Raw genomic sequence first — 12,798 nt, forward strand, 5'->3', positions numbered from 1 at the left:
GCCTACGGATGACGGCAGTATACCACAGCGAGAGAGGCCCGTGGCTGGGGGCGGCGGTCAGCGCATCCCGAGCTGCGCTTTGCCCAGCGGCGTCAGCAGCTCGACGGTGGCGCGGCCCTCGAAATCGACCTCGAAATCGTCGGGGGCGAAGTCCGGCGGCGTTCTGCCGTCGATAAAGCTCGGCAGCTGGCGCTGCAGATAGGCGTCGTTTTTCTCGCAGCCCGGCGCGGCGGCGATGTACATCACGTTGCTGTCGAACTCGCCGTTATGTTCGTTCTCCACCGCGTGGATCACATCGCAGTGCCAAAAGACCGTGTCGCCCGGCTCCAGATCGGGAATAGGGGAAATCCCGCTTAATAAAAGGGGATGCCATTTTTCCGAGATCGATAGCGCGCGACCCGGCGCCGCATCGCACAGATCGTCATCGGCGACGTCGTCCTGCAGCGCGCGCAGCAGCACATAGGCCATGGCGTTGGCGATTGGCACCAGGTTCAGCGTGCCGGCGTTGGTGCGCTGCGGCGTCAGCGCCGTCCAGCCCTGGAAGGTGCGGAACATCGAGCAGACCGCCGGAGAGGCTATCTCGCGCACTTCGGTGCGGCCGTCGGCGGCGAAGGGATCGTACTGCTGCCAGTCGCCGGAGAAGACGTGGCGATACACATAGCGGAAGTTCTCGTCCAGCCAGCGCTCGATGGTGCCGCTGTCGACGTGCGGCGACAGGCCCAGCGACGAGGAGTTCGGCGGGCGGCGGCGGGTGCGATCGGCGTAGGTGGCGACGCGAGTCGGATCGAAATGCTGTTTGCCGTTGCTTTCGGTGGCCCACAGGCTGTTGAGAAACACCTGCACCGCATGCATGCGCGCGTCCTGCCGCGCTTCAACCTGCGGTTTTGACCAATAGATGCCGTAGATCTGTGGCTTGCTGGCGGCCAGCTTGCCGAAATAGTTGTCTTCGGCGGCGTTCTTCAATCGCTCGACGAAGTTGTTGCGATCGAGGTAATCGCCGATTTCTCGGTTCCAGCCCTCGGCTTTGGCGCGCGGAAACACCCCGCGAATAGCGCAGGCGCCGCGTTGTTTGATCAGCGCTTTTTGTTGTTCAGTGACGCGCTGCTGCAGGATATCTTCCGCGTCAATTTGCGGCACCGGGTTGTGGCCGGCGGCCAGTTCGCGGCGAATCTGTTCGACCTGGCCGCGGATGTTCTCTTCCAGCGCCTGGAATACGTCGCGATAGTTGGGCAATGCCTGGCGCAGCTGACGCTTGACGTTAACGATCGCCTGCGGAATATCGTCGATGACTAAAGAGGCCATGGTGTTCTCCTGATGCCGCGTGGGTAACGGCGGCGGGCAGTTGTAGGGAATCGGGCAAGACGTTATGGTTTTGTGGTTTTAACGTAAATGATTATCGGCAACCAATCGGGGAAAATAAAGAGATATCTTTCATTCGTAAGTTCCTCTTTTTCGTTTTTCGGAGATTTTATGAAGCTGGTCACTGAACGTCTGCAGTTACAGTCGATAACCGCCGAGGATTGGCCGCTGTTTCTGCGCCTGTACCAAGATCCCGAGGTGATCCGTTACATCTCCGATCCGCGCAGCGAAGCGGAGATCCGCGCACGGTTCGAGGAGCGCCTGCCGGTCTGGGACAAACACGGCGACCAGTGGCTGTGCCTGGTGATGCGTGAGAAGCACAGCGGAGAGGCGGTGGGCATTACCGGCTTTCGCCCGCACTGGGCGCCGTATCGGCAGGCGGAAGTGGGATACGGGAGTTTGCCTTCCGGGCAGGGCAAGGGCTATGGCAAGGAGTCGCTGCGGGCGGTGCTGGATTTTGCGGTGAACGCCTGCGGTTTTCACAAGCTGACCGCCACCGTAACCGCCGGTAACGTCGCCTCGCGCGGCCTGTTGGAGTCGTGTGGTTTCCAGCTGGAGGGCACGCTGCGCGACAACTACCGTCTGGCGGATCAGTGGTGCGACGACTGGCTGTTCGGGCTGCTGGCGGCGGAGTTTCAGAGCGCTAAATAAAAATATCGCGCAGGGTATCGACAAGCTCGTCGGCGCTGCGCTATGTTCGATATTCGGTCAGTTCGCTGGCCAGCGTCGCTCGGACGGTCCGGGCGCTAACGTCTATCGAGGAATCTCCTATGGCTGATAACAGTCCACAGCGCCGTTTCACGCGCATTGAACGCCTTCCCCCTTACGTATTCAACATCACCGCCGAACTGAAGATGGCCGCACGCCGTCGCGGCGAGGATATTATCGACTTCAGCATGGGTAACCCCGACGGCCCGACGCCGCCGCACATCGTGGAAAAACTGTGCGCCGTCGCCCAGCGCGACGACACCCACGGTTATTCCACCTCGCGCGGCATTCCGCGCCTGCGCCGCGCCATTTCGCGCTGGTATGCCGATCGTTATCAGGTGGATATCGATCCGGAAAGCGAAGCCATCGTCACTATCGGTTCGAAAGAGGGTCTGGCGCACCTGATGCTGGCGACCCTCGATCACGGCGATACCGTGCTGGTGCCGAACCCCAGTTACCCGATCCACATTTACGGCGCGGTGATCGCCGGCGCTCAGGTGCGCTCGGTGCCGCTGGTGGACGGCGTGGATTTCTTCGGCGAGCTGGAGCGCGCCATTCGCGAAACCATTCCGCGCCCGAAAATGATGATCCTCGGCTTCCCGTCCAACCCGACCGCGCAGTGCGTGGAGCTGGATTTCTTCGAGCGGGTGGTGGCGCTGGCCAAGCAGTACAACGTGCTGGTGATCCACGATCTGGCCTATGCCGATATCGTCTATGACGGCTGGAAAGCGCCGTCGATCATGCAGGTGCCGGGGGCGAAAGACATTGCGGTGGAGTTCTTCACCCTGTCGAAAAGCTACAACATGGCCGGCTGGCGCATCGGTTTCATGGTCGGCAATCCCGAACTGGTCAGCGCGTTGGCGCGCATCAAGAGCTATCACGACTACGGGACCTTTACGCCGCTGCAGGTGGCGGCCATCGCCGCGCTGGAAGGCGATCAGCAGTGCGTGCGCGATATCGCCGAGCAGTATCGGCAGCGCCGCAATGTGTTGGTGAAAGGGCTACATGAGGCCGGCTGGATGGTGGAAAACCCGAAGGCGTCGATGTACGTCTGGGCGAAAATTCCCGAACCTTATGCCCATCTCGGTTCGCTGGAGTTCGCCAAACGCCTGTTGGCGGAAGCCAAGGTTTGCGTTTCGCCGGGCATCGGCTTCGGCGACTATGGCGATACCCATGTGCGCTTCGCGCTGATCGAAAATCAGGACCGTATTCGCCAGGCGGTGCGCGGCATCAAGGCCATGTTCCGCGCGGACGGGTTGCTGATGCCGGGCAAAGGCGGCGGCGCCAAATAATCCTGTCAGGCCGGACGTTTGTCCGGCCTTATTTTTTCCCGTCCCAAGGTTTTCTTCATTATTTCCCCATTATGCTCGACTACGCTGAATTTTATTTTTTGGATAGAGTGTATGAGCAACCGCTACGCGCGATCGCAAATCGTTTTACATTGGTTGACGCTGCTGATGGTGATCCTCACCTACGCGGCGATGTTGCTGAAGGATTCGGTGCCGGAGGCGTGGGCGCCGCTGGTCAAAAATCTGCACTTTAATTTTGGGGCTTCGGTTTTTGCCCTGATGCTGATTCGGCTGGCGGTGCGCACCCTCCACGCGACGCCACCGACCACGCCGCCGCTGGAGGAATGGCAGGAAGTGGGCGCCAAGATCTTCCATTGGCTGCTGTACGTGGTATTCCTGATGTTGCCGCTGCTGGGCGTGTTAACCCTGGCCTACGGCGGGAAATCGTGGACTTTACTGGGGTGGCCGGTACCGCAATGGGTGACGCCGGATCCGGTGATGCGCAAGCTGGTTAAAACGGTTCATGAGACGCTGGCGAATATCGGCTACTTTATCATTGGCGCGCATGCGCTGGCGGCGCTGTATCACCACTACCTGCGCAAGGACGACACCCTGCGCCGCATGATGCCGGGCAAATAACGGCGAACGACGGAAACGACAAAGGGACGCTCGCGCGTCCCTTTGGCTGTGTTCCCGGTCAGGCAACCATCAACATGAAGGTGCCAACCCAGGCAACCAGCATGAATGACACGCCCATCAAAAAATATTTCACTGAACAACTCCTGTCTGGAGTCCTCGCCAGCAATGATCCCGATTGTTGTGCTGAGTGTTTTATGGGCAACCTGTTTGTCGGGTGGGTTCTTCCAAACGAAAGAACAACGTCCTCGCGCGCGGGTTGTCCGGTTGTCGCGCCTCATGCTCCGTGAGGTAAAATCCGAACCGCGACAGGATCGGCGCTAATGTACTCTCAATACTGGTCTGATTTCAATACTGTGTTTTTGATCACAATTTTTGGCTGTTTTTTGAACAGGGTGCGCTGTTTTATAACGCTTTTTAAGTCGGGATAGACCAACTCTCTGACCCACGATAGCCGCAGGTACTCTTTTTCGATAAATGATTTTTGTGTTAGTGTGAATTTTATACCAACGAACGGTAAAACGGAGTTTTACCTATGCCGCTACATGGAGAGTTTATCGTTAATGATGCACAGTTTTCCCCTTTGCTCATATACGGTGTTGGCACTTTTCTGGCTTACTCGGGCAATGGAATATATCGTAATCAAGCCGGTTGCGTGGCTGTTCCAGACAGTGGCCCAATCCCTCAAGGTCGCTATCACATCGTCAACAGGATAACGGGTGGCTGGAAAGGAATGCTGAGAACCGATCTTCATGATTTCTATTCGTGGCCGACATCGACGCCGGTTATCAAATATGAGTGGTTTGCCCTTTATCGTGAAGATGGGAAAATTGACGACTATACATGGATTAATGGGGTAAAACGGGGAAATTTCCGTTTGCATCCATCAGGCCCTTTAGGTATCTCTTTGGGCTGTATTACATTGCAGCATCGGACTGACTTTTTAGCTATTCGTCAGGCATTACTCTCCACCCGGCCAGTCAGGTTAGTTAACGGCCTGATGTCTTATGGAACGATTGAGGTCATTCTTAATGGAAAGCAGACGTGTCCCGATGGGAATTAAACTCCTGATAGGGGCTGGCATTTATATACTGACATTTCTGCTTGCGAGGCCTTCAGACCCCTCGACGCAGGGAGAACGTGAATTTTGGATAAAAGCAGCAAACCTGTTCGGTGAACGCGATATTGAGGGATTTGTAGGTATAGCGCTACTTATTGGCTGTTTGGTTATTACGCTTATAGTCAGCCCATTAGTCATTCGTGTTATTGAAAGAAGGTTGAGGTAATTAGTTTATTGATATAAAAATATTTTTATATTTTACCCTCACTTAACACAGCGGTTTAGTCTTTGGGGTCTGCATGAGTTTCTGTTTAATCGCCCATGGCTGAAATCTTTCAGTCATGGGCGATGTTAAGCGTTATGTGTTGCAATGCAGCGGCAGGCGCTCAGGCGACGGCGTTGATGCCGGTCGCCAGAATGACCCAAAAAACGAGACAAGACAGCAGAATAACGGCCCAAATATGACGGCGACTCCACTCCATTTTTAGCCTTCGTTGTTGCGACAGAGGATTAGGTAACGATCACATCGGCGCGAATGGAGGAAAATTTAGCCCCTGCGGGTAATATTTTGCTTACCTGTTGCTAACTTATTGGCAAACTTCACTTATTGTCACGCGCACGTCGTAGCCCAACAGATACAGCGCCTGCTCCAACGCTTCCACCTTCGAGGCGTAACCGATATCCAGCAACCGCTCCATTTGCCCGCCGTTGAAACCCAGCTTGCGCGCCAGCGCCGCTTTACCGGTGTTTTTGCGCAGCATGGCGTTGTGCAGTTCGATTTTCAGCGCCACCAGCGCCGGCAGGTGTACCCTCAACTCATCGGCTTGCAGAGGAGAAGGGGCGGGCAGGGGCAAACCTTCATCCATCGTGGCGGCGATGGCGGCCAACAGGCTTTCCTGCGCCTCCAGTTCGATGTCTTCGCGTTTATAGCAGGCGGTTTGCCACTCGGGGAAGTCGCGAAAACCGATCTGCCAGGCGTCGCTGTCGCGATCGAAGGCGTAATGGGCGAAGTAATGGCTGAACATGGCGATCCCTGATTAAAACCTGAATGAGGCGCTATTGTGACGGCACGGCCGGCGGATAGCCATAGCCTTGAGCGGAATGGCGCTCAATCGGTCTGTTCACGCGGCTTGCGTCGCAGCCCGTCGGGCGGCAACAGCAGGGCGCAGACCATGACTGCCAGACTGAACAGCGGCAGCCAGCGCGCTACCGGGCCGGGGGAGTAGTTGTTGAGCACCGAGCAAACATAGCACGCTACGGCCAACGCCCAACCGGGCAGGCCGATATCGTTGAGTCGGAATGCGGTTTTGGCCATGAACCACGTGACCAGGCCGAAACAGAACAACGCCCACACCATAATGCACAGCAGATACAGCAGCACCGAGACGAATTCGGCGCCGTCGCCGTGCGCGTGGGCGCGAAAATGGTTTTTATCCAGATAGGTCGACAGAAACGACAGCAGCACGATACCGATGGCGAAGATCGCCAGCGAGAAAATAAACGGTTTGCGCGAGATGCGCCCACGGTACAGGTCTTTGGCGAGTTGTCCGAGAGATTCCATCACAGTCCATTGTCGTGATCATTGCGGCGATAGCCGGGTGGCAAGCAGTCGGGCATTTTATCGGGGCAAACGTGGGCGTCAAGGTGATAACTTTTCTCATTTAGTTGCGGTTGAGATTCAGCGCGGCCGCACCGGGCGTTCTTTGCCCGTGCAAAACGTCACAATTTGGCACGTTTGGCTACCTGACGCGGTCATTGGCGGCATAATCCTGTTTGTTCGCGTTGAACAATGCATTAACATAACTCCCACTTATCTCTTGCATGGCTATATGGATATCCGATGCGTCACCTGGTTGCGCTTTTACCGCTGATTACCTTGCTTGCTGCCTGTAGCAGCACGCCGAAACCCAGTACCACCGCTACGCCGCAGAGCACCCCGGTAAAGGGCGGCTTTTTGCTGAGCCCGGCGCACAGCGGCGCGCCGCTGGGTGGGGATTTCGCCAATAACCCGAATACCGCGCGCTTTATCGAGAAGATGGTGCAGGAACACGGTTTTGACCGGCAGCAGCTGCACGACGTGCTGGCGCAGGCTCGGCGATTGGATTCGGTGCTGCGGTTGATGGACAGGCAGGCGCCGACGCCGTCTACCCAGGGGCCAACCGGGCCGAATGGCTCCTGGCTGCGCTACCGCAACAAGTTCATCACCCCGGATAACGTGCAAAACGGCGTAGTGTTCTGGAATCAATATCAGGATGCGCTGCAGCGCGCCTGGCAGGTGTACGGCGTGCCGCCGGAGATTATCGTGGGGATTATCGGCGTGGAAACCCGTTGGGGCCGCGTAATGGGTAAAACCCGCATTATCGATGCGCTGGCGACGCTGGCCTTCGACTACCCGCGCCGCGCCGATTACTTCGCCGGTGAGCTGGAAACCTTCTTGCTGATGTCGCGCACCGAAGGCGACGATCCGCTCGAGTTGCGCGGTTCCTTCGCCGGTGCGATGGGCTACGGGCAGTTCATGCCTTCTTCCTTCAAAAGCTATGCGGTCGATTTCAACGGCGATGGGCATATCAACCTGTGGGATCCGGTCGATGCCATCGGCAGCGTGGCCAATTACTTCAAAGCGCACGGCTGGTCCAAAGGCGAGCCGGTCGCCATTCAGGCCAACGGCCAGGCGCCGGGGTTGGAAAACGGCTTCAAGACGCGCTACTCGGTCGCCGCGCTGGCCGAAGCCGGCCTGAGCCCGCAGGGTTCGCTTGGTGATAACCAAGAGGCCAGCCTGCTGCGGCTGGATGTCGGCACCGGCTACCAGTATTGGTACGGTCTGCCGAACTTCTACGTTATCACCCGCTATAACCACAGCACCCATTACGCCATGGCGGTATGGCAACTGGGCGAAGCGGTCGGGCGCTCGGCGCGCGGCGGCTTCTGACGCTGTGTCAATAAACGAAAAAGGCCGCTTGCGCGGCCTTTTTTGCATTCTGAGCAATCAGAAATCGTAGCGCAGACGCACCACGGTCATATCGCCGAGGTTGTCGGTGCTCGATGTTAGCACGTGCTCCACGTCAACGCGGAAACCGTAGTCAAACTGTACGGTCACCCCGAGGCCGTTATCGATGCGCTGGTAGTTGCGGCCGGTGATGTATTCCAGGCGATCGCCCATAAAGTACGGCATCACCGATTTCACCGCGTACTGACCTACCGGCACGGTATAACCGGCCAGGTATTCGATACCCCACGCATCGCCGGCGAAGTAATTATTGACGTCGGCTTTCTTGGTGGTCAGGAAGTCGTTGTAGTAACCGCCGCCGAAGGTCAGGGTCCAGTTGTCCGGTTTCCAACTGATGGCGGTGCCGAAAATGTTCTGATCGTAGCTTTTGCTGCCGCTGGTGGACGGGTTGCGCATTTCGGCGCGGGTGTAGTTCCAGGCGGTGCCCCAGGTCAGATCCGGCGTAATGTGGTAATCCACGCCCAGAGAGCCGCCGCCTTTGCGCTTGTAGCGCAGGCCGTTGCCCGGCAGGTAGTCGCTGTCGCTGAACAGGTACGAAGCGTAAACGTCCGCATCGCCGAAGCGGTTCTTGTACTTCAGCATTTTGCGTGAACGGTAAGAGCCGTCGTAGTCGCCGTTAATGCCGTTGCCCGGCGCCTGGGCCAGCATGTCGTAGTCCCAGATATCGGTCTTGGCGCCCACCACGTCATAATAAACGCTGTTCTGCTGACCGAAGGTCATCTGGCCCCAGGTGTTGCTTTTCAGGCCGGTGTACAGCATGCGGCGGCTGGTGTTTCTTGCGCCGTCGGCATAGTGATGATCCCAGTCAAACAGCGCCGGAATGTTCACGCCCAGCTCGTAGTAGCTGATCCAGCTGATATCGTCGAACAGATAGTAGTCCGCCGCGAAACGGAAGCGGGTGCCGCCGTCGAAGCCGTTACGCTTGTACGAGCCCTTGTCACCGTCGCCCGTCATGTTGTTGAACTGCGGACGAATACTGCCGCCAACGGTGAAGTTCAGGCGGCTGAGCGGATCGCCGGCCTGTGGATCTTGCTTCAGCAGGGTGATTTCCGCCTGAGCGGCGAACGACGCGCTGCCGATCGCCAGACCCAGCGCCACCGCTTGAGTCATTACGCGCAATTTCATTGCCATGTGTTATCCCTGTTTTAGGTATGACCGCCCTCATCAGCGCCGCCATGCCGATGTTTTGCGCAGAAAGCTGCGTTTTTGCGCATTTTGACGGTTTTTTTTGGTGTTTTAGCGGCGGGCGGCATTTGTAGCATAAACGGTGAAATAAATAATTACTTTTCTTGCTAATTATTGTCCGGTTTTTGACCATTTCGTGCGGTGAAAGTGGCCGCTCTGCCTCTCTCTCCACTCGGATGAATTCATTTAACGCCAAGGTTTATATTTTTCATTTGTCAGTCACCAACCCCAGCCTGTAATTTCAGCCATGCAAGAGATAATTAATTCCAGCCTGTCACCGCCGTATTAACGTGAGGCATTTTTGCGTAATCGGTTGGCAGGAATAAGCGATTGGGAGGTCGCCATGAGAAACCTGTTAATGTTGTTGGTGGGGCTGTTTTCATTACCGGCGATGGCGGCGGAGTCGCACGTCTGCCATTCTCAAGCTTATGATTATGCAGAGGTTAGTAAGCTAAGGTTGTCTGACGACACTCTGTTTTTCTGCCGCGGCGTGGGGCGCCTGACGATCCCGGAATTGGCGCGAAAAGGCTGGAAGGTGATTCACCTGGCGCAGCAAACTGAATATACCGACTCCGTCGACAGCGATGGCGAAGTTATTAAGCTTTATCAGGAAATCGTGGTGTATAAAGAATAACGCGACGGCAGCCTGTGATTATTTCAACGGCGGCGGGAACCCTATTATGAATGCAAGAATCGGTATCGACGGCAGGGCTGCCGCCGCCATGGTGATGCTATGCGCCATTTGGGGGATGCAGCAGGTGGCGATCAAGGCCGCTGAACCGGATGTGTCGGCGGTGCTGCAAATTGCCATTCGCTCCGGTCTTGCCGCGCTGGGGGTTTACCTGCTGGCGCGCTGCCGCGGCGAGTGCTTCACCTGGGATCGTGCCACGCTGAGCGCCGGTTTGAGCGTAGGGGCATTGTTCGCGCTGGAGTTCTTTTTTGTCTCCGAAGGGTTGCGCTATACCAGCGCTTCGCATATGGCGGTGTTTTTGTACACCGCGCCGCTGTTTTCCGCTCTCGGCCTGCATTTTCTGATTCGCCAGGAACGCCTGTCGTCGGTGCAGTGGCTTGGCATGCTCATCGCCTTTGGCGGCGTGGTGTTGGCCATATCGGGCATGGCTGAGGGCAGCGGCGACGCAGCTCGGTTGAAGGGCGATCTCTACGGCCTGCTGGCGGGGATCGCCTGGGGCGGTTCTACGCTGGTGATCCGTACCTCGCGTCTGGCAGAGTGTCCGGCTAAACAGACGCTGCTGTTCCAGTTGACGGGCGCCTGCGTGCTGCTGTCGTTGCTGGCGATAGCGTCGGGCAATTTGCACGTCGTTCTGAGCCGGGTGGCCTGGAGTAGCCTGCTGTTCCAAACGGTGATCGTGTCGTTTTTCAGTTACCTGATCTGGTTTTCACTGTTGCGTCGTTATCAGGCGTCCTCGCTGGGCATTCTCACCTTTATGACGCCGGTATTCGGCATCCTGGCCGGCGTCGTCATGCTCGGCGAGCCGCTGCAAATTGAGTTTGTATTGGGTGCCGTGCTGATCGTGCTGGGGTTAATCGTGGTGAGTTGTTCATATCTTATTTATTTTGACCGTAGGGTGGCACCAAAAATATAAATTATGGATGTTGATGTACAGAATTACCAAATAAGCTGCGAAAGCCAATTCATTATTCAGCTGCAAATATCCCGCTATGCCTGGGGCGTGCCGTTGATTACGCTCAGCGATAACGGTGACTTTACCGTGATAAGAAGCCGAGGTTGGTCGAAATTGGCTAACGGGATGCCGCTGGAGGTTTATTACTTTGCCAATAATTCCCTGCTGACCTGGGATAAAAATCGCAAATATATCTCTTATTCAAAGGCCGGCCGGCTCTATGCCTGCGCGTTGCATTTTTCTTATTCTCCCAAAGTATGGCGATAACCCTCTGGCCATCAGACCAGAGGGGATATTTTCATTATCCACTGCTTAAACGCGAGGATCTTCGGCCACTGCCGCTCGGAGATGGTCGAGGTAAAATAGCAGTGTTCGCAGGGCACGGTCATATCGGCGAACGGAATGATCAGCTCGCCGCTTTTGATCCAGTCCTGCACCAGATTAAGCCGCCCCATGGCGACGCCAAGGTGCCGCGTAGCGGCCAGCACCGCGAGATCGGAACGGTCGAACTCCATACTTTTACTGTCGGTATCCAGCCCCAGCGCAAAGTGTTGTGACCAGGTTTGCCACTCATCTTCGCCGGAGTTGTAGCGATCGTGCAGCAGCGTACAGTGAGCCAGGTTTTCCGGCGCATCATACAGATTGTGTGCGGCGGCGTACTGCGGCGTGCAGATCGGCACCATCGATTCCTGCATAAAGGCTTCTTCCAGATGCCGCCCCGAGCGCAGTTTGCCGAAGTACATCGCCAGATCCACGCCGCGGTTGGCCAGGTTGATGATTTCCTGCCCGGTCAGAATGTTGAGGTGAATGGTGGGGTGCTGGGCGATAAAATCGCCGATGCGCGGCAGCAGCAGACATTGCACCAGGGACGGGTGCGAGTAGAGGGTCAAGGTCCCCGTCAACTCGCGATTTTTGATGTCCAGGATTTCCTGATTCAAGGTGTTGAAGGAGCTGTCCAGCGCCCATTGCATGCGCTCGCCCTCCGGCGTCAGCGTAATTCTGCGATGAAAGCGTTGGAATAGCAGAAACCCCAATTCCTTTTCGAGCAAATTAATGCGGTGGCTCACGGCGCTGGGGGTGATCGACAATTCTTGTGCCGCCAGCGCAAAAGATAAATGACGGGCGACGCATTCGAAAGTATGCAGCCTGGAAAATTGATAGCTGGTCAGCGGGGTCGCCCGCTGCGAATGTTTTTTACTGGGGAACATGCTATTTCTCCGTGCGCATAATCCGGCAATATTAACATTTAATGGTGCGGAGGATAAACCCAGCCTGATTGATATATTCGGTTTTTATGCCGAGGGATTTCGTTATGTTGAGGGTAAATTAACTTACTGGCATAACACGCGGAAATAACAGACACAGGGGGCGTTGACTGAGAGGCGATGATAATCAGCAATAGGACGAATATAATAAAAGAGGTGCCGTTAAGCAGCGAGTAAAGGCGGTGTGCGACAGCCTGAACGATAAAGGCTCATGTTCCATGCGGGATAGAATGGTTTCGCCATAATAATCCGTGGCATGGCGACGCAGAGCATGCGTTAAGCCCGGATGCCAACGAGAGGGAGGCAGCAATCCCCCGCCTGGCAAAGAACCGTGCCCGGTGGCTGCCCACCGGACACGGCATTCAGGGAAAAGTGGTTTGCTCGTCGGCGCCCATCAACGGCGACGCAGCAGCAGGCCGGCCAACAGACCTGCGCCGGCAACGAGTGCCAACGCGGCGAGGGGATTTTTCTTCATCATGCTGCCGGCGCAGCTCAGGGCGTCGCCGTATTTTTCTTGCAGCGCGCCCACTGCCTGGCGCGTGACGCCTTCGGCCTGCCAACGTTCGTTGCCGCTGACGTCGCCCGCGATTTCCTGCGCTTTGCCCGCCACTTTTTCCATCATGCCATTGGCTTTTTCGCTGTTCAT

Annotated in this window: 15 protein-coding genes; 8 read left to right on the forward strand and 7 right to left on the reverse strand. The window is 56.6% G+C overall.

The genetic code is table 11. The features are described from left to right. Window positions 1-57: 57 nt before the first annotated feature. Window positions 58-1,302, reverse strand: coding sequence for a DUF1479 domain-containing protein (locus J0X03_RS06425; RefSeq protein ID WP_042785138.1), 1,245 nt, complete (start codon window positions 1,300-1,302; stop codon window positions 58-60). 168 nt (window positions 1,303-1,470) lie between these two features. Here J0X03_RS06425 and J0X03_RS06430 point away from each other — a divergent pair, with 168 nt between their 5' ends. The 3 genes from J0X03_RS06430 to J0X03_RS06440 all read left to right on the forward strand — a co-directional run bounded on the left by J0X03_RS06430 (window position 1,471) and on the right by J0X03_RS06440 (window position 3,995). After that, window positions 1,471-2,010: a GNAT family N-acetyltransferase gene (locus J0X03_RS06430; protein WP_033643935.1), complete on the forward strand. Its 540-nt coding sequence runs from the start codon at window positions 1,471-1,473 to the stop codon at window positions 2,008-2,010. Between the two features lie 119 nt (window positions 2,011-2,129). Then, window positions 2,130-3,359, forward strand: a complete 1,230-nt coding sequence (alaC, locus tag J0X03_RS06435) for an alanine transaminase (protein ID WP_033643934.1) — start codon at window positions 2,130-2,132, stop codon at window positions 3,357-3,359. Between the two features lie 111 nt (window positions 3,360-3,470). Further along, on the forward strand, window positions 3,471-3,995 hold the full coding sequence (locus J0X03_RS06440; protein WP_033643933.1) for a cytochrome b: 525 nt from the start codon (window positions 3,471-3,473) through the stop codon (window positions 3,993-3,995). 58 nt (window positions 3,996-4,053) lie between these two features. Here J0X03_RS06440 and ypdK read toward each other — a convergent pair whose 3' ends face one another. Next, on the reverse strand, window positions 4,054-4,128 hold the full coding sequence (gene ypdK / locus J0X03_RS06445) for a membrane protein YpdK (RefSeq protein ID WP_099782600.1): 75 nt from the start codon (window positions 4,126-4,128) through the stop codon (window positions 4,054-4,056). A 399-nt stretch (window positions 4,129-4,527) separates the two neighbouring features. On the opposite strand from ypdK, the gene J0X03_RS06450 reads away from it, so the two are divergent. Continuing rightward, window positions 4,528-5,055: a DUF2778 domain-containing protein gene (locus tag J0X03_RS06450; RefSeq protein WP_071845120.1), complete on the forward strand. Its 528-nt coding sequence runs from the start codon at window positions 4,528-4,530 to the stop codon at window positions 5,053-5,055. Between the two features lie 584 nt (window positions 5,056-5,639). Here the strand turns inward: J0X03_RS06450 and J0X03_RS06455 are convergent. Together J0X03_RS06455 and J0X03_RS06460 are read right to left on the reverse strand one after the other, a co-directional pair. Continuing rightward, window positions 5,640-6,077 (reverse strand): type II toxin-antitoxin system HicB family antitoxin, encoded by a 438-nt coding sequence (locus tag J0X03_RS06455; RefSeq protein WP_033651988.1) that lies wholly within the window; start codon window positions 6,075-6,077, stop codon window positions 5,640-5,642. Between the two features lie 83 nt (window positions 6,078-6,160). Further along, window positions 6,161-6,613, reverse strand: coding sequence for a DUF805 domain-containing protein (locus J0X03_RS06460; RefSeq protein WP_033643931.1), 453 nt, complete (start codon window positions 6,611-6,613; stop codon window positions 6,161-6,163). A 279-nt stretch (window positions 6,614-6,892) separates the two neighbouring features. Between J0X03_RS06460 and mltB the strand changes: the two genes are divergently transcribed. Next, window positions 6,893-7,981 carry a lytic murein transglycosylase B gene (mltB, locus tag J0X03_RS06465; RefSeq protein WP_046687577.1) on the forward strand — a complete coding sequence of 363 codons (1,089 nt, stop codon included), beginning with the start codon at window positions 6,893-6,895 and terminating at the stop codon, window positions 7,979-7,981. A gap of 57 nt (window positions 7,982-8,038) precedes the next feature. On the opposite strand, the gene J0X03_RS06470 is transcribed toward mltB, so the two are convergent. Continuing rightward, window positions 8,039-9,190 carry a porin gene (locus tag J0X03_RS06470; protein WP_033632458.1) on the reverse strand — a complete coding sequence of 384 codons (1,152 nt, stop codon included), beginning with the start codon at window positions 9,188-9,190 and terminating at the stop codon, window positions 8,039-8,041. A 397-nt stretch (window positions 9,191-9,587) separates the two neighbouring features. Between J0X03_RS06470 and J0X03_RS06475 the strand changes: the two genes are divergently transcribed. From J0X03_RS06475 to J0X03_RS06485, 3 genes are read left to right on the forward strand one after another with little or no spacing between them, the layout of a single operon-like run. Beyond that, window positions 9,588-9,878, forward strand: a complete 291-nt coding sequence (locus J0X03_RS06475) for a hypothetical protein (RefSeq protein ID WP_033643929.1) — start codon at window positions 9,588-9,590, stop codon at window positions 9,876-9,878. 46 nt (window positions 9,879-9,924) lie between these two features. Then, on the forward strand, window positions 9,925-10,848 hold the full coding sequence (locus J0X03_RS06480) for a DMT family transporter (RefSeq protein WP_042785133.1): 924 nt from the start codon (window positions 9,925-9,927) through the stop codon (window positions 10,846-10,848). A gap of 3 nt (window positions 10,849-10,851) precedes the next feature. Next, complete coding sequence (locus J0X03_RS06485; protein WP_160204465.1) at window positions 10,852-11,154, forward strand: hypothetical protein; 303 nt, start codon at window positions 10,852-10,854, stop codon at window positions 11,152-11,154. Window positions 11,155-11,165: 11 nt separating this feature from the next. Here the strand turns inward: J0X03_RS06485 and dsdC are convergent, their stop codons facing one another. Next, window positions 11,166-12,095, reverse strand: a complete 930-nt coding sequence (gene dsdC, locus J0X03_RS06490) for a DNA-binding transcriptional regulator DsdC (protein WP_033651984.1) — start codon at window positions 12,093-12,095, stop codon at window positions 11,166-11,168. A 451-nt stretch (window positions 12,096-12,546) separates the two neighbouring features. Beyond that, window positions 12,547-12,798 (reverse strand): CsbD family protein, encoded by a 252-nt coding sequence (locus tag J0X03_RS06495; protein WP_033643925.1) that lies wholly within the window; start codon window positions 12,796-12,798, stop codon window positions 12,547-12,549.

Origin of the sequence: Serratia ureilytica, from assembly GCF_017309605.1 — a bacterium.
Lineage (GTDB): Bacteria > Pseudomonadota > Gammaproteobacteria > Enterobacterales > Enterobacteriaceae > Serratia > Serratia ureilytica.

What these genes read in the sequence shown, in the direction of transcription:
- J0X03_RS06470 (WP_033632458.1), bottom strand. Translation starts at nt 9,190, where the DNA reads ATGGCAATGAAATTGCGCGTAATGACTCAAGCGGTGGCGCTGGGTCTG.
- J0X03_RS06455 (WP_033651988.1), bottom strand. Translation starts at nt 6,077, where the DNA reads ATGTTCAGCCATTACTTCGCCCATTACGCCTTCGATCGCGACAGCGAC.
- J0X03_RS06480 (WP_042785133.1), top strand. Translation starts at nt 9,925, where the DNA reads ATGAATGCAAGAATCGGTATCGACGGCAGGGCTGCCGCCGCCATGGTG.
- J0X03_RS06440 (WP_033643933.1), top strand. Translation starts at nt 3,471, where the DNA reads ATGAGCAACCGCTACGCGCGATCGCAAATCGTTTTACATTGGTTGACG.
- J0X03_RS06475 (WP_033643929.1), top strand. Translation starts at nt 9,588, where the DNA reads ATGAGAAACCTGTTAATGTTGTTGGTGGGGCTGTTTTCATTACCGGCG.
- alaC (WP_033643934.1), top strand. Translation starts at nt 2,130, where the DNA reads ATGGCTGATAACAGTCCACAGCGCCGTTTCACGCGCATTGAACGCCTT.
- J0X03_RS06460 (WP_033643931.1), bottom strand. Translation starts at nt 6,613, where the DNA reads ATGGAATCTCTCGGACAACTCGCCAAAGACCTGTACCGTGGGCGCATC.
- mltB (WP_046687577.1), top strand. Translation starts at nt 6,893, where the DNA reads ATGCGTCACCTGGTTGCGCTTTTACCGCTGATTACCTTGCTTGCTGCC.
- dsdC (WP_033651984.1), bottom strand. Translation starts at nt 12,095, where the DNA reads ATGTTCCCCAGTAAAAAACATTCGCAGCGGGCGACCCCGCTGACCAGC.
- J0X03_RS06425 (WP_042785138.1), bottom strand. Translation starts at nt 1,302, where the DNA reads ATGGCCTCTTTAGTCATCGACGATATTCCGCAGGCGATCGTTAACGTC.
- J0X03_RS06495 (WP_033643925.1), bottom strand. Translation starts at nt 12,798, where the DNA reads ATGAACAGCGAAAAAGCCAATGGCATGATGGAAAAAGTGGCGGGCAAA.
- J0X03_RS06450 (WP_071845120.1), top strand. Translation starts at nt 4,528, where the DNA reads ATGCCGCTACATGGAGAGTTTATCGTTAATGATGCACAGTTTTCCCCT.
- J0X03_RS06485 (WP_160204465.1), top strand. Translation starts at nt 10,852, where the DNA reads ATGGATGTTGATGTACAGAATTACCAAATAAGCTGCGAAAGCCAATTC.
- J0X03_RS06430 (WP_033643935.1), top strand. Translation starts at nt 1,471, where the DNA reads ATGAAGCTGGTCACTGAACGTCTGCAGTTACAGTCGATAACCGCCGAG.